At 73.7% G+C, this 14,023-nt stretch carries 14 protein-coding genes; 6 read left to right on the top strand and 8 right to left on the bottom strand.

Features of this window, described 5'->3' with window-relative positions:
• Nucleotides 1-8: 8 nt before the first annotated feature.
• From AC5WRL_RS02620 to AC5WRL_RS02600, 5 genes are all read right to left on the bottom strand, one after another.
• Nucleotides 9-467, bottom strand: coding sequence for a S26 family signal peptidase (locus AC5WRL_RS02620; protein WP_496086576.1), 459 nt, complete (start codon nt 465-467; stop codon nt 9-11).
• On the bottom strand, nt 464-2,290 hold the full coding sequence (locus AC5WRL_RS02615) for an ABC transporter ATP-binding protein (protein WP_496086575.1): 1,827 nt from the start codon (nt 2,288-2,290) through the stop codon (nt 464-466). The genes AC5WRL_RS02620 and AC5WRL_RS02615 overlap by 4 nt, the downstream gene beginning before the upstream one ends.
• Nucleotides 2,291-2,300: 10 nt before the next feature.
• Nucleotides 2,301-2,912 (bottom strand): TlpA family protein disulfide reductase, encoded by a 612-nt coding sequence (locus AC5WRL_RS02610; protein ID WP_496086574.1) that lies wholly within the window; start codon nt 2,910-2,912, stop codon nt 2,301-2,303.
• Nucleotides 2,913-2,935: 23 nt separating this feature from the next.
• On the bottom strand, nt 2,936-3,442 hold the full coding sequence (locus tag AC5WRL_RS02605) for a MauE/DoxX family redox-associated membrane protein (RefSeq protein WP_496086573.1): 507 nt from the start codon (nt 3,440-3,442) through the stop codon (nt 2,936-2,938).
• 77 nt (nt 3,443-3,519) lie between these two features.
• Nucleotides 3,520-3,687 carry a hypothetical protein gene (locus tag AC5WRL_RS02600; RefSeq protein ID WP_496086572.1) on the bottom strand — a complete coding sequence of 56 codons (168 nt, stop codon included), beginning with the start codon at nt 3,685-3,687 and terminating at the stop codon, nt 3,520-3,522.
• A gap of 165 nt (nt 3,688-3,852) precedes the next feature.
• Between AC5WRL_RS02600 and AC5WRL_RS02595 the strand changes: the two genes are divergently transcribed.
• The 4 genes from AC5WRL_RS02595 to rocD all read left to right on the top strand — a co-directional run bounded on the left by AC5WRL_RS02595 (nt 3,853) and on the right by rocD (nt 7,082).
• The gene (locus tag AC5WRL_RS02595; RefSeq protein WP_496086571.1) at nt 3,853-4,344 is read left to right on the top strand and encodes a DUF1990 domain-containing protein; all 492 of its coding nucleotides are present in this window, start codon (nt 3,853-3,855) and stop codon (nt 4,342-4,344) included.
• A gap of 59 nt (nt 4,345-4,403) precedes the next feature.
• Nucleotides 4,404-4,919 carry an Lrp/AsnC family transcriptional regulator gene (locus AC5WRL_RS02590; RefSeq protein WP_496086570.1) on the top strand — a complete coding sequence of 172 codons (516 nt, stop codon included), beginning with the start codon at nt 4,404-4,406 and terminating at the stop codon, nt 4,917-4,919.
• A gap of 103 nt (nt 4,920-5,022) precedes the next feature.
• Nucleotides 5,023-5,835 carry a dimethylargininase gene (ddaH, locus tag AC5WRL_RS02585; protein WP_496086569.1) on the top strand — a complete coding sequence of 271 codons (813 nt, stop codon included), beginning with the start codon at nt 5,023-5,025 and terminating at the stop codon, nt 5,833-5,835.
• Nucleotides 5,835-7,082 carry an ornithine--oxo-acid transaminase gene (rocD, locus tag AC5WRL_RS02580; protein ID WP_496086568.1) on the top strand — a complete coding sequence of 416 codons (1,248 nt, stop codon included), beginning with the start codon at nt 5,835-5,837 and terminating at the stop codon, nt 7,080-7,082. The genes ddaH and rocD overlap by 1 nt, the downstream gene beginning before the upstream one ends.
• Nucleotides 7,083-7,130: 48 nt before the next feature.
• On the opposite strand, the gene AC5WRL_RS02575 is transcribed toward rocD, so the two are convergent.
• Complete coding sequence (locus AC5WRL_RS02575) at nt 7,131-9,080, bottom strand: heparinase II/III domain-containing protein (RefSeq protein WP_496086567.1); 1,950 nt, start codon at nt 9,078-9,080, stop codon at nt 7,131-7,133.
• Between the two features lie 185 nt (nt 9,081-9,265).
• On the opposite strand from AC5WRL_RS02575, the gene AC5WRL_RS02570 reads away from it, so the two are divergent.
• Nucleotides 9,266-9,925 carry a GntR family transcriptional regulator gene (locus AC5WRL_RS02570; RefSeq protein WP_496086566.1) on the top strand — a complete coding sequence of 220 codons (660 nt, stop codon included), beginning with the start codon at nt 9,266-9,268 and terminating at the stop codon, nt 9,923-9,925.
• The gene (locus AC5WRL_RS02565) at nt 9,922-11,244 is read left to right on the top strand and encodes an MFS transporter (RefSeq protein ID WP_496086565.1); all 1,323 of its coding nucleotides are present in this window, start codon (nt 9,922-9,924) and stop codon (nt 11,242-11,244) included. The genes AC5WRL_RS02570 and AC5WRL_RS02565 overlap by 4 nt, the downstream gene beginning before the upstream one ends.
• Here AC5WRL_RS02565 and AC5WRL_RS02560 read toward each other — a convergent pair.
• Nucleotides 11,201-13,027: a hypothetical protein gene (locus AC5WRL_RS02560; RefSeq protein WP_496086564.1), complete on the bottom strand. Its 1,827-nt coding sequence runs from the start codon at nt 13,025-13,027 to the stop codon at nt 11,201-11,203. The genes AC5WRL_RS02565 and AC5WRL_RS02560 overlap by 44 nt on opposite strands.
• 152 nt (nt 13,028-13,179) lie before the next feature.
• Complete coding sequence (locus AC5WRL_RS02555) at nt 13,180-14,001, bottom strand: SAM-dependent methyltransferase (RefSeq protein WP_496086563.1); 822 nt, start codon at nt 13,999-14,001, stop codon at nt 13,180-13,182.
• Between the last annotated feature and the right edge of the window lie 22 nt (nt 14,002-14,023).

Raw genomic sequence — 14,023 nt, 5'->3', positions numbered from 1 at the left:
ATGGCGAGTCAGCGGGGTACGGGCTCCCGGTGGCGCCGCCATACGGTGCCCAGCACCCGGTCCAGCGGTACGAAGCCCAGCTGGCGGGAGTCCAGGGAGACCCGGGGGTTGTCGCCGCGCAGCAGCAGCGTGCCGGCCGGCACCCGGGCGGCGCCGGCCAGGTGTTCGGGGACGCAGCCGGGGTCGGGCAGCGGGTCGCCGGGCAGGCCGATGACCCGTTTGATCAGCCAGGGCCGCTCCCCCACCGCCAGCTCCGGTGCACCGAGGCCGGCCGGGGCGGTGTCCCAGCACAGCCGGGCGGTGTCGGGCTGTTCCAGCACCACGAGCCGGTCCCGGGCGGGGCGGCGGCCACGGCGTACCAGCACCCGGTCCCCGGGGTGGAGGGTGGGCAGCATGCTGACGCCGCGCACCGTGACCAGCACCAGCCGGCTGCCGAGGAAGCGCCGAACCGGACGGGCGGGGATCATGCCCCCACCTCCGTCCCGTGCTCCCGGTAGCCGGCGCCCTGGAGCCGGAAGAGCCGGGCGTACCGGCCCTGTTGGGCGAGCAGTTCCTCGTGGGTGCCGTGCTCGGCCACCCGGCCGTCGGCCAGGACGGCGATCCGGTCGGCGTCGCGCAGGGTGCCGAGCCGGTGCGAGATCAGCAGGCTGGCCTGTCCGGTGCGGTAGCGGGCGAGTGCGGCGTGGATCTCGGCCTCGGCCTCGGCGTCCAGGCCGGAGGACGGCTCGTCCAGGATCATCAGCTCCCGGCGGTCGCGCAGAAAGGCGCGGGCCAGGGCGACGCGCTGGCTCTGCCCGCCGGAGAGCACCACCCCGGTGGCCGGGTCGGACTTGTCGGACTCCGAGGTGAACATCCTGGTCAGCAGGGTGTCGTAGCCGTGGGGCAGGGCCGCCAGGGTGGTGTGGCTGCCGGCCCGGCGGGCGGCCTCCTCGATGCGCGGCTGGTCGTGCAGCGCGTCGATGTCACCGAGGGCGATGTTCTCCCGGGCGGTCATGTCGTAGTCCATGAAGTCCTGGAAGACGGCGCCGATCCGCTCCCGCAGCCGGGCCGGGTCGAGGTCCCGCAGATCCGTGCCGTCCCAGTAGATGGCGCCCCGGGTGGGGTCGTAGAACCGGCACAGCAGCTTGACCAGGGTGGATTTTCCGGCTCCGTTGAGGCCGACCAGGGCCAGCGTGCGGTCGTGTTCGAGGGTGAGATCGACGCCGCGCAGGATCCAGGGGTGGTCCGGTGAGTAACGGAACCAGACATCGCGCAGTTCGATGCCGCGCCGCAGCACCGGCGGCGCGGCGGGGGCGAGGGCGAGCGGCAGGTCCGGGCCCATGGTGGTGACCGCGTGGTAGTGCTGGAAGAGCGTCAGCGCGTGGTGGATCTGGGCGGTCGAGGTGGCCACCCGGCCCATGGCGCTCTGCACCCCGGCCACCGCGGCGAGAAAGATCGCCACATCTCCGATGGACAGCGAGCCGGTCGCCGCCGCGCGGATGGCCCACAGCAGTCCGGCGCCGGAGACGGCGGCGGCCAGCACGGCGAGCCCGGTCTGGGTCCACACCTGCCGCCGGTCCATGGCGCGCAGTTCGGTGTCCGCGCCGCGCCGGGCGTGCTGCATCCGCTCCAGCAGATAGCCGCCGACGCCGAACAGCCGGATCTCCTTGGCGGCCTGGACGCTGGAGAGCAGTTGGTCGTAGAACATCACCCGGCGTTCGGTCGGGCCGATGCTCCACAGCAGTTGGGCCCGGCGGCGGGACAGCGCGATCTCGGCCGCCAGGATAGGAGCGCCGAACAGCAGCACGAACACCGCCATGGCCGGGGCGAGCACGAGCAGCGAGCCGAGGAAGCCGGCGATGGTGATGAGGGAACCGACCCCGTTCAGCGCCCCGTCGACGATGCGGTGCGGGGAGTCCCGTCCCGACTGCTTGGCCAGCCGCAGCCGGTCGAGCTGTTCGGGGTCCTCGAAGGGCCGCAGCCCGGTGAAGCGGTTGACGGCGGCGAAAAGCCGGCCCTGCGCCAGCAGCCCGATGTCCCGTTCCAGGCCGGCCCGCAGAAACTCGGTCAGGTGCGGGGTGACGCCCTGGGCGATGCCGACGGCGACCAGCAGCACGCCGAGCGGGATCAGCTCCCGGGTGGGTGCGCCGTCGGCGAGCCGGTCGAGCAGCAGCTTGGTGAGCCAGCCGACCGCCACCGGGAAGGTGCCGCTGATCAGGGTGACGGCGGTGCCGCCCAGCAGTTTGCCGGGCGCGGCGCGGGCCGCCAGTTCCAGGGCGGCCCGGGCGCCGCCGGTGCTCCGCCGCGTCATGGCGCCGGGCTCAGGAGGCAACGGCCGGCGGGCGGGCGAAGGAAATGTCGGTGCCCATCAGCCGGGCCGAGCTCTGCGCGGAGTACGCCACGGTGCCGTCCGCCGCGATGATCAGGTAGGTGGGCCATACGGCCAGGCCGAGTTCGTCGACGAAGCGGGCGCTGGTCTCCTCGTCCACCCGGATGAGCCGGCTGACGCCGTCGAGACCGTCCCGGTACAGCGCGAAACCGTCCTCGCCGCTCTCGCCCTCGCCGCCGTCCCCGTTGATCAGGGAGAACACCCGGTCGCGGTCGATGCCCCGGGAGTGCAGGAACCGCTGGTAGCGGGGCAGTTGCTCGGCGCAGCCGGGGCAGCCCACCGACTGGAAGGTGAGCACCCAGGGGCCGGTGCCGGGCGCCGGCAGCTCGACGGGTTCCCCGTGGATGTCGGTGAGCGGTCCGACCCGGGGCACCGGGCGTCCCAGACCCACCGGCTCGGGGCCCCGGCCGCTGAGCGTGCCCTCCTCGACCAGCGGGTCCAGGAGCTTCTTCACCCGCAGCGCGATCGCCAGGGCGAGGCCGCAGGCCGCCGAGGCGATGAGCACCGCCAGGACGGACAGGGTCAGGGCGAGGGTGGTCCCCATGGGAGTAAGCCTTTCGTGCCCGGTCAGCGGAAGAGCGAGACCAGTTCGTCGAGATACAGCAGCAGGGCCCCGGCGGCGATCGCCGGGGCGGCGACGAAGGCGTAGGTCAGCGCCTGTGGGTCGGCCGCCGCCCCGGCCGCGGCGAGCCAGGTGACGGCGGCCAGCAGCATCAGCAGGACATTGCGCAGCACATGGATGCCGGAGGCCGGCCGGTCGGTGCTGCCCGCGCAGCCGCAGGACGCCCCTCGTCCGGCCCGCAGCAGTGTCGACAGATAGACGGTGAAGGCGCCGAGCAGCGCGATGGCCAGGGCCGGCCCCAGCCAGGGCGGCCGGGGCGCGAGCAGGGCGAGGGCCGCCAGGAGTTCGGCGGCCACGGTGCCCGCCGCCGCCGGGCGGGTCAGGGCGGCCGGCAGCGGGAGGGTGGCCCGTACATGGGTCGCGAACGCCGGGAAGTCCCGCAGTTTGAGGGCGGCCGACAGCGCGAACACCGCCGCGAGCGCCAGCTGCCCGAACAGGGCGATCCCCGTCATCCGGCCGCCTCTCCGTTTCCGTTGGTGGTGGTCTCCGCGCGGACGGCGCGGAGACCACCGGGTGCCTCAGTGACCGATCAGCCACACTTGGTCGTACAGTCACCGTTGATCCAGCACCAGCGGACGCAGGTGGAGCCGGAGTACTTGTCGCACCACTTCTCGTAGGCGCAGGCGGCCGAAGCCTCGGTCTGGGGCAGCAGCCGCACGGCGGCCTTGTCGGCCAGGGAGCGGATCATCTTCTTCATGGCGTTTCCTCTCCGGGATCACGACTCCCCCCGTGGGAGTCGCGCGGGGAACAACGCGCCAAGTCTTGCGCCGTGCTCTGTCACCGATCTGTCATGGATCTGTCGCCGGTGGCCGGGTCACGTTCGTATACTCGGCGGGTGACGCTCAGTTGCCCCACACCCGGCATGACCAGGGATGACGACCCGCCGGCGCCGGAGGGTTTCCGGGAGTCGGCGGTGCGGGTCCGGCTGGGACACGGGGCGGCCGTGTTCGCCGCCGCCGGGGAGTGCGTGCTGCGCTTCGGGGCGCACCGGGGCGCCGGGCTGACCGTACGGGCCCGGGCGCCGCTCGCCGCGCCGGGGGTGCGGGTGACGGTCGGTCTGGGGCCGCTGCGCGCGCCGTGCGAGGTGGTGTGGACGGTGCGGGAGCCCGACCGGATCGGATTCGGGTACGGCACCCTGGCCGGGCATCCGGTGTGCGGCGAGGAGGCGTTCGTCGTGGAGCTGGCGGCGGACGGAGTGGTCACCTTCACCGTGCGGGCGCTGAGCCGGCCGGCCTCCTGGTACGCGCGGGCGGCGGGGCCGCTGGGCCGTGCGGTGCAGCGGCTGATCGCGCGCCGCTACGCCCGGGCGGTACACGTCGCGGTGAGCGGTGGGCACGGAGCCCCGCAGCGGTGATCATTAGCGGTGAACGACTGTCCCCGATGTGAGGAATCACGAGAACCGGAGCCGCCCCCATGACGCATCTGCCGCCGGTCGTCGATGAGCTGGACCGCACCATTCTGGCGTTGCTGACCTCCAATGCCCGGGTGAGCTTCGTGGAGATCGGCGGGCGGGTGGGGCTTTCGGCGCCCGCCGTCAAGCGGCGGGTGGACCGGCTGCGGGCCACCGGGGTGATCACCGGCTTCACCACCACCGTCCGGGCGGACGTGATGGGTTGGGGGATGGAGGCGTTCGTCGAGGTGTACTGCGACAGCGCCGCGCCGCCGAGCCGGATGTCGGAGGTGGCGCGCAACCACCCCGAGATCGTGGCGGCGATGACGGTCACCGGGGACGCGGACGCGCTGCTGCACATCAGGGCCCGGGGCATCGAGCACTTCGAGCGGGTGCTGGAGCGGATCAGGGCCGAGCCGTTCGTGCGGCGGACGGACAGCCGGATCGTGCTCACCCAGCTGTTGCCGGGCGGCGGTTCGGGGGCGCCGCTGCGGCCACTGCTGAGCGGCGCGGCGGAAAACGCCGCCGAGCCGGGCTGACACGCAACATTCTTAAGCGGCGTGCAATGACCGGCGCTTGTCGGGAAGGTGTCTTTGTCCTTAGCGTGGAGTTGTCTTCTCCGGCGAAAGGAAAAGTGCCTCGATGGCGCCTGTCACGGTCGGCCGAGAACGCCGATATCTGCTGTGCGAGCCACGCTATTTCGAGCTGGCGTACGTCATTAATCCGTGGATGCGACAAGATTCCCGGGTGGATAGGGATCGGGCTCTCGATCAGTGGCACACGCTGGTGCGCACCTATCGGGAGCTGGGCCACACGGTGGAGCTGGTGGAACCGGTGCCCGGGCTGCCGGACATGGTGTTCGCCGCCAATGGAGCCCTGGTGCTGGACGGCAAGGTGCTCGGCTCGCGGTTCCACGCCGCGCAGCGGCAGCCGGAGGCGGCGGAATTCAATCGCTGGTTCAAGGAGAACGGCTTTCCTGTCGTCAGCCCCGAAGAGGTGTGCGAGGGCGAAGGGGATCTGGTGCCGGTCGGGGCCGATATTCTCGCCGGTTACGGATTCCGCACCTCGGCCGCCGCGCATATCGCCGCACAAGAGTACTTCGGCCGGGCCACCATCTCACTGCGGCTGGTGGACCCGCAGTTCTACCACCTCGACACCGCGCTGTTCGCGCTGGACGACACCACCATCGCCTACTACCCCGAGGCGTTCTCCCCGGGCAGCCGGGCCGCGCTGCGCCGCCGCTACCCCGACGCGGTGCTGGCGAGCCGCGAGGACGCGCTGGCCTTCGGCCTCAACTCGGTCTCGGACGGCCGGCATGTGCTCATCGCCCCCGGGGCCACCGATCTCATCGCCCAACTGACCGACCGGGGCTACGTCCCCGTGCCGGTCGACACCTCCGAGCTGCTGAAGGCCGGCGGCGGAATCAAGTGCTGCACACAGGAGATCCGACTCTGATGACCACTGCCCAGAGCACCGCGAACACCACCGACGCCGCCGCCGACCCGGCCGCCGTCATCGCCGCCGAGGACCGACTGGTGGCCCGCAACTACCGGCCGCTGCCGGTGGTCATCGCCCGGGGTGAGGGCGCCTGGGTGGAGGACACCCAGGGGCACCGCTATCTCGATCTGCTGGCCGGCTACTCGGCGCTGAACTTCGGGCACCGGCACCCCGAGCTGGTCGCGGCGGCCCACCGTCAGCTGGACACCCTCACCCTCACCTCCCGTGCCTTCCACAACGACCGGCTGGCCGGCTTCGCCGCCGGTCTCGCCGAGCTGACCGGGCTCGATGTCACCCTGCCGATGAACACCGGCGCCGAGGCGGTGGAGAGCGCCATCAAGATCGCCCGCAAGTGGGCGTACGAGGTCAAGGGCGTGCCACGCGACCGGGCGCGGATCGTGGTGGCCGCCAACAACTTCCACGGCCGCACCACCACGGTCGTCGGCTTCTCCAGCGACCCGGTGGCACGCGAGGGCTTCGGGCCCTACACGCCGGGGTTCACCGTGGTGCCGTACAACGATCTGCCGGCGCTGGAGGCGGCGCTCGACGAGACCACGGCGGCCGTGCTGATCGAGCCCATCCAGGGCGAGGCGGGCGTCATCATCCCGGACGACGGTTATCTGCGCGGGGTGCGCGAGGCGACCCGGCGGGCCGGGGTGCTGTTCATCGCCGACGAGATCCAGTCCGGCCTCGGGCGCACCGGCCGCACCCTGGCGCTGGACCACGAGGCGGTACGGCCCGATCTGCTGCTGCTCGGCAAGGCACTGGGCGGCGGCCTGGTACCGGTCTCGGCCGTGGTCGGCACCCGGGCGGTGATGGACGTGCTGCGGCCGGGCGAACACGGCTCCACCTTCGGCGGCAATCCGCTGTCGGCGGCCATCGGCACGGCGGTCATCGGGCTGCTGGCCACCGGGGAGTACCAGGACCGGGCGGCGCGGCTCGGCAAGGTGCTGGCGGCCGGCCTGGAGCGGCTGACGGGCCACGGGGTGCTGCGGTTCCGCAGCCGGGGCCTGTGGGCGGGCATCGACATCGACCCGGCGATCGGCACCGGGCGCGAACTGAGCGAACGTCTGATGGCCCGTGGCCTGCTGGTGAAGGACACCCACGGCTCCACCATCCGCGTCGCACCGCCCCTGACCATCGAGGAGGACGAACTCACCCGAGCCCTGGACACCATCGGCGAGGTCCTGGACGCCCGGGACTGAGTGCGCCTCGCACGGCGTTCGACCGGGGGCCTCCGGACCCGGCCCCGGTCAGGGGGCGCGGTCGAAGCGGACGGTCGCTTCGGTGGCCCGGCTCACCGTCAGGGTGAGCCGGGTCAGGTGGTCGCCCCAGGAGGCGCGCAGCAGGGGGTCGGTCAGCTCGCGGCGCTCCAGCGCGGCGTCCGCGTCGCGCGGGTCCCAGCTGATCCGCAGGGCGCGGCCCTCCCCGCCCCGCACGATCGCCTCGCCGCGGCCCAGGGTGACCTCGCCCGCCACGATGTGCCGCAGCAGCACCGGCCGGGCGGCCGGTGACCAGCGGTCGGTGACGGTGATGTGCGGCGGCCCGGTCCGTACCAGCCGGATGGCCCGGGTGAGCTCGTCGACCGCACCCGCCGGGTACGTACCGGCCAGGTCGGCGTGGAACTCGGCACCGCCGGGGGGCAGTTCGGCCCGCACCCGGCGGGCTGCCCGCTCCGCGCCGGGCCGTTGGCCGGTGCCGCCGCCCGGCGCGGGGAGGTTGTGCCAGTCACTGCTCAGCGGCCAGGCGTCGTAGCGGCGCGGTCCGAAGCTGTCGGCGGTGTACGTGGGCTGGCCGAGGTCGATGATCAGCGGGGCGCCGTCGAGGGCGATCCAGTAGCTGCCGACGTCCAGGTGGTTGTGGCGTTCGGCGTTGTGCCCGGCCTTGGCGGCGACGGTGAGGCCGCCGGTGGAGCCAGGCCGTTCCCTGGCCAGCAGCACCTGGGTGCGGGGCAGCCACTCCCCCGGCGTCAGCCAGCGGTCGCCGCCCGGCGCCGGCCCACCGCGCGCCGCGCGCCAGCCGGGGTCGGCCAGTGCGGTCAGGGCGCTGCCCAGGCCGGCCTCGGGGTAGGCGGCGAGGGCGGCGGCGCGGCCCCGGGCCGCCGCGTGGTCGCGCACGGCGTGGTCGCGCAGCGCGCCGCCCCAGCGGTGCAGCAGTTGCCAGGGCAGGCTGTCGGGCAGCCGGGCGGCGGCGTCCCCGGCGTTGACGTACCAGTCCCCGCCCAGATGCATCCGGTGCGGGAAGCGTGCGAGTTGGCGCAGTACGGGCAGGTCGCGGGCGTCGAGTCCCGGTCCGCCGACGGCCGCCAGCAGATCAAGGGTCTCCAGCAGCCGGCCCGCGCCGTGCCACCAGTAGGCGACGCCCTCGTCGATACCGCCGTCGTCGGGGAGCGTGGCCACGAAGCGGTCCAGCCCGGCGGTGGTGAGCCGGAGCAGCGCGGCGGTACGGTCCGGGTCGTCGGTGAGCAGCAGCGCGGCGGCGGTAACGGCGCCGTGGATCCAGGGGTTCCAGTTGTCGGCGGGGCGGTCGATGCCGATCCAGGGCCAGTCGCGGCGGGTGGTGAAGGGGGTGAGGACCCGCCGGTCGGTCTCGCGGCGCAGCCGGCGGCGCAGGCCGGGCGCCCGCCGGTCCAGGTGCGGTCCCAGGGCGTGGTCGGCCCAGGCGAGCAGGGTGGTGACCTCGGCGGCGCCGAGGTCCACATAGGGCTGGTCCGGGTCGGCCAGCACCTCGCCGCGTGCGGCGGTGTGGCCGTCGTGCGGGGCCCAGCACCAGGTGGTGGCCTCGCACAGGGCGATCAGCCCGTCGATGGCGGCGTCCAGGTGCGGGGTGTCGCCCGCGGGCGCGGTGGCGGGGGCGCTCTCGCCGGTGAGCACGGCGGCGAGGGCGAACACGGTGGTGCGCACCCGCAGGGCGCGGGCCTGGTCCTCGTATGCGGTGCGGACGCCGTCGCGGAAGGTCCTGGCCCAGTCGGAGGCGCGCAGTACCGGGGCGGGGCGGGCGAGTTCGGCGGCGGCGCGGCGCAGCAGTCCAGTGCGGGTGGCGGGGTCGACGGCGTCCCAGACGGCGCGGTCGGTGACCGGCGGCACCGGGACGCGGCGGGGCGCGTCGCGCAGCGCGGCGGCCGGCTCCGGGCCCGCGCCGGGGTGCAGCAGGGGGAGCCGGGCGGTCAGCGGTCCGGTGGTCGCGGCTGCGGCTCCTGCCACGTCTGCTCCTGTTGCGGGGACGGTACGGGAGCGGCCGGTTGCCGCGACTCCGATGGGGATCAGCCTGGTTCGTGCGACTCGATCATGTCAACGGCCGGTGGCTCACCGGCCGCTCCCGTACCGTCCCGCTGCCCGGATGCCGGACCGGCGCCACGGCGCATCCCTGTTGTATCTATGCTGTGCGCATGCCGCAGTCCGCCGCCGCCCCCAAGCGTCCCCCCGCCGCCGACCACGTCTACGACCACATCAAGCGTGCCGTCCTCGACCGCCGTTACGAGGGCGGCACGCTGCTCACCGAGGGCGAGCTGGCCGAAGCGGCCGGCGTCTCCCGCACCCCGGTGCGCGAGGCGCTGCTGCGCCTGGAGAGCGAAGGGCTGCTGCGGCTCTACCCGAAGAAGGGCGCCATGGTGCTGCCCGTCTCCGCCCAGGAGATCGCCGACGTGGTGGAGACCCGGCTGCTGGTGGAGACCCACGCGGTGCGCAAGGCGGTCCCCGCCCCGCCCGGGCTGACCGACCGGCTGGCCGGACTGCTGGAGCTGCACCGCGCCCAGGCCGCCGCCGGCGCGCTGGCCGACATGGCGGCCACCGACCGCGCCTTCCACGCCGAGATCGTCCGCAGCGGCGGCAACGCCATCCTCTCCCGGCTGTACGACCAACTGCGCGACCGGCAGCTGCGGATGGGCGTGGCCGTGGCCCGCTCCCGTCCCGACCGGATCGCCCTGGCGCTGGCCGAACACCAGGAGATCCTCGACGCGCTGCGGGCCGGCGACGCCGAGGCGGCGCTGACCGTGACCGTCCGGCACGTGAGCCGGGTGTCCGAGCTGGCCCGGGGGGAGATCCGGTGAGCGGCCCCGTCGATCCGCCCGGCGGCCGGCGCGCCGTCACCGTGTGGCTGATCGCGGTCGGCGTCTACTTCACCGCCGTGGTCTTCCGCACCTCCCTCGGGGTGGCCGGCCTGGACGCCGCCGACCGGTTCGAGGTGGGCGCCTCCGCGCTGTCCGTCTTCTCCATCCTGCAACTGCTCGTCTACGCGGCGATGCAGATACCCGTCGGCGTCATGGTGGACCGGCTCGGCAGCCGGCGGGTGCTGATCCTGGGCCTGGCCCTCCTCGTGGCCGGCCAGCTCGGCTTCGCCCTCGCCCCCTCCTACGGCACGGCGCTGGCCGCCCGCGCCCTGCTGGGGTGCGGCGACGCGATGACCTTCCTGGCGGTGCTGCGGCTGGGCAACCGCTGGTTCCCGGCCCGCCGCGCGCCGATGATGGCCCAGCTCACCGGCCTGGCCGGAATGACCGGCAATCTCACCACCACCCTGGTGTTCTCCCGGGTCCTGGAGCACTCCGGCTGGGTCACCGCCTTCGCCGGCAGCGCCGTGGGCGGGCTGATCGTCCTCGTCCCGCTGGTGCTCTTCCTGCGGGACCGGCCGCGCGGCCAGGAGCCCGAGCCGCCGCCGGCCGCCGGCCGGGGCGCCGTCCGCCGCCAGATCGGCGCCGCCTGGCGCGAGCCCGGCACCCGGCTCGGCATGTGGACGCACTTCACCACCCAGTGCCCGGCGATGGTGTTCCTGATGCTGTGGGGGCTGCCGTTCCTGGTCCAGGCGCAGGGGTACGAGCGGCTGGCGGCCGGTGAACTGCTCACCCTGGTGGTGCTCACCAGCCTGGTGCTCGGGCTGCCCTTCGGCTGGCTGCTGACCCGGTGGCGGGCCGCCCGGCTGCCGGTGGTGCTGTCGGTGACGGCCGCCGTCGCGGTGGTCTGGACGGCGGCGATCAGCTGGCCGGGCGACCGGGCGCCCGGCTGGCTGCTGGTGCTGCTGTGCGTGGTGCTCGGCGGCTGTGTGCCGGCCTCGGCGGTCGGCTTCGACTTCGCCCGGCTGGGCAACCCGCCGCAGCGGCACGGCACCGCCTCCGGGATCGTCAACATCGGCGGTTTCACCGCCTCGATGCTGGCGCTGCTCGGGGTGGGCCTGCTGCTGGACGCCACCGGCGACAGCTACCGGATCGCGTTCTCGGTGGTGCTGGGCTTCATGGCGCTGGGGGTGACCCAGATCCTGCGGCTGTACGGCCGGACCGTGCGCCGGGAGCGGGACCGCCACCCGGCGCCCGTGGTACGGGGGCGGGCCGCGGTCAGCGCAGCGTCAGCCGGTACGTCAGCGGGGAGCGGCCGGTGATCAGCACCCGGACGCCGTCCGGGGTGAGCCGGCCGCTCATCCAGGTGTAGCGCTCGCCCGGGTCGACGTACGGGGGCTGCTTGCCGCCCTTGCCGTTGCCGGGACCGAAGACGATCCGGTCCTCGCCCACGGTGTACGAGCCCTCGCCGCTCACCAGTTGCCAGGTGTCCGGGGAGTCGGGCACCGGTTCGAGCCCCTCGCCCGCCAGTTGGCCGCCCGGCCGGAAGCACAGCTCCAGGGCGAGCGGCACCTCGGAGGGCCCGACGTCGAAGGACAGTTGCCAGCCGCCGTTCCCGGTCTCCTTCGCCCGTACCTCGGTGCGCAGGGTGCGGTATTCCTTCTCCCGGTGCTCGAAGTCCATCGCGGACCAGAACCGGCCGTCGTTGCTCAGCTCGTACAGTCCGTCGCGGCGCCGGTGCCGGCGGGGCAGCGGCTGGTGGAAGCCGGCCGCGACCTCGGCGGTGAGCCGCCAGCCGCCCTGGTACGGCTCCAGGTTCTCGGCGCGGAAGTGGCCGAGTGAGAAGAACTGGGGTGACAGCCGAACCGAGTCCAGGATGGCGGCGCCGCGGCGCATCTTGAAGAAGGTGGGGTTGGAGGAGAGCCCCGAGGCGATGGCCTTCTTCTCCGGCAGGTCGGTGCCGCCGAACAGCGTCGCGGTGTGCGTGCCGCGCCGCACCCGGACCAGCCGGCAGTCGGTGTCGTGATGGACGAACTCGGCCGGCTCCGGGGTGGCGGGCGGCAGCGGGCGGGCCAGCAGGGGGCGGTCGAGCACCTCGCCGAGCCGGTCGCCCAGCGGGATCTCGCCGAAGGTCTGCCCGGTGCCGCGTTCGGCGAGGGTGGCGGCCACCGCCGCGAAGGTGCCGTCCCGGTCGCGGATCGCCAGCTCCCGGAACTGGAGCCAGAACTCCGGCAGATAGCGCAGCGCGGTCTGGTCCTGGCGCCGCGAGTAGACGGTCTCGATCTCGCCGTTGGGCTCGATCAGCGGCACGGTCGCGGCGAGATTGCGCCGGACGTTGGCGTACAGGTCGGTGCGGCCGTAGGTCTGGGCGAGGGTCAGCAGCGCGGGGTTGGTGACGACGGCCGCGTAGGTGGCGCTGCGCTCGCTGTACTCGCCGCCGGGGAACTGGTCGATGCCCTCCGCGAGCCAGTCGTCGATGCGGCGCCGGTAGGCGGGGTCGGGCCACCAGTGGTGCACCCTGGCCAGCGCCGCGCACACCAGCCAGCGGTGGTTGGCGGTGTGCACGCCGCCGGTGGCAAGACCCGGCCCGGACTTGCGCAGGACGCGGGCGATCCGCCGCCGGATCTCCTCGGCCGGGCCGTGCGCGTCGGCGGTGAGCAGCGCGTAGGCGGTGTTCAGATCGACGATGGAGAACGCGGTGTCGGGCGGTGAGTGCACCGCGCCCTGGTCGTACAGGCCGTCCTCGTGCTGCTCCTCCTCCAGCGCGGTGGTCAGTTCGCGCAGGGGTTCCAGCAGGGCGGGGTCGTGGTGGTGCGCCGAGGCGGGGTGCACCTGGACGGAGACCAGGGTGCGTACCGAGCGGGCGGCGGTACGGGCCCGGCCGCGGTCGCGCAGTTCGGTGATGTGGCCGGGGTAGCCGGCCAGGATCTGTGCCGCGCGGTCGTCGGCGGCGGTGGTGAGGAGAGCGAGGAAGTCGTGGTCCACGGCCGGGCCCGTGGCGCCGGGGGCGGCGTCCTGGCCGGGTTCCCGGGCGGCGGCCTGGCCGGTGGTGGCGACGGAGGCGGCGGTGGCGGTGCCGGCCAGAAACGTCCTGCGGGCTATCACGTCGTTGTGACCCTTCGGTGGGCGCCGGTGACCACCGCGTCCGGGCGGGCCCGTTCGCGGTGCAGCCGGAAGCTATGCCGGGGTCGGCGGGGCCGTCAAGAAGATCGGCAGAAACCGCTTACCCGGCTGCTTCCGGCCGGCACCGCCGCAGGTCAGCCGGGGACGCGGGCGAGTGCGCCGATCCCGGCGCCGGGCACCGGATCGCTCAGGTCGCCGACGTCGCGCCGCCACTCGGGCATGGGCACCACGCCCGGCTCCACCAGCTCCAGTCCGTCGAAGAACCGGCTGATCTGCTGGTGGTCGCGCAGCCGGTACGGGACGGCCCCGCTGTCGTTGTAGTCGTCCTGCGCCTCCACGATCTCCCGGGTGGTGGCGGCGCCGTGCGACAGCATCAGATAGCTGCCCGGCGGCAGCCCGCCCACCAGCTCGCGCACGATGGACAGGGCCTGGGCGTCGTCGGGGACATGGCCCATCACATCGGAGAGGATCAGCCCGACGGGCCGGCCGAGGTCGAGGGTGCGGGCCGCGAGCCGCAGGATCCGGGCGGGGTCGTGCAGATCGGCGTCTATGTAGTCGGTGCGGCCCTGCGGGGTCGAGGTCAGCAGGGCCTGGGCGTGCACCAGCACCAGCGGATCGTTGTCCACGTACACGACGCGGGCGTCGGGGGCGACGCGCTGGGCGATCTCGTGGGTGTTGTCCTCGGTGGGCAGGCCGGTGCCCACGTCCAGGAACTGCCGGATGCCGGCCTCGCCCGCCAGATGGCGCACGGTGCGGTGCAGGAAGTAGCGGCTGACCCGGGCGATGTCGAAGATCTCGGGGAAGGTCTCGGCGTACTGGTCGCCGGCGATCCGGTCGACCTCGTAGTGATCCTTGCCGCCCAGCCAGTAGTTCCAGATCCGGGCCGAGTGCGGCACCGAGGTGTCGATCTCCGGGGCCGCCGCCGTCTCCCGTACGTCCTTGCTGTACTCACCCATCGGGGTCAACTCACCATCGCTA

Source organism: Streptomyces sp. NTD107, from assembly GCF_059510435.1.
The sequence above is the reverse complement of the archived record's forward strand: the minus strand, read 5'-3'. Positions and strand labels throughout refer to the sequence as shown.

Excerpts from the sequence above, each read along its gene's own strand:
- AC5WRL_RS02620 (WP_496086576.1), bottom strand. The coding sequence starts at position 467 with ATGATCCCCGCCCGTCCGGTTCGGCGCTTCCTCGGCAGCCGGCTGGTG.
- AC5WRL_RS02615 (WP_496086575.1), bottom strand. The coding sequence starts at position 2,290 with ATGACGCGGCGGAGCACCGGCGGCGCCCGGGCCGCCCTGGAACTGGCG.
- AC5WRL_RS02610 (WP_496086574.1), bottom strand. The coding sequence starts at position 2,912 with ATGGGGACCACCCTCGCCCTGACCCTGTCCGTCCTGGCGGTGCTCATC.
- AC5WRL_RS02605 (WP_496086573.1), bottom strand. The coding sequence starts at position 3,442 with ATGACGGGGATCGCCCTGTTCGGGCAGCTGGCGCTCGCGGCGGTGTTC.
- AC5WRL_RS02600 (WP_496086572.1), bottom strand. The coding sequence starts at position 3,687 with ATGAAGAAGATGATCCGCTCCCTGGCCGACAAGGCCGCCGTGCGGCTG.
- AC5WRL_RS02595 (WP_496086571.1), top strand. The coding sequence starts at position 3,853 with ATGACCAGGGATGACGACCCGCCGGCGCCGGAGGGTTTCCGGGAGTCG.
- AC5WRL_RS02590 (WP_496086570.1), top strand. The coding sequence starts at position 4,404 with ATGACGCATCTGCCGCCGGTCGTCGATGAGCTGGACCGCACCATTCTG.
- ddaH (WP_496086569.1), top strand. The coding sequence starts at position 5,023 with ATGGCGCCTGTCACGGTCGGCCGAGAACGCCGATATCTGCTGTGCGAG.
- rocD (WP_496086568.1), top strand. The coding sequence starts at position 5,835 with ATGACCACTGCCCAGAGCACCGCGAACACCACCGACGCCGCCGCCGAC.
- AC5WRL_RS02570 (WP_496086566.1), top strand. The coding sequence starts at position 9,266 with ATGCCGCAGTCCGCCGCCGCCCCCAAGCGTCCCCCCGCCGCCGACCAC.
- AC5WRL_RS02555 (WP_496086563.1), bottom strand. The coding sequence starts at position 14,001 with ATGGGTGAGTACAGCAAGGACGTACGGGAGACGGCGGCGGCCCCGGAG.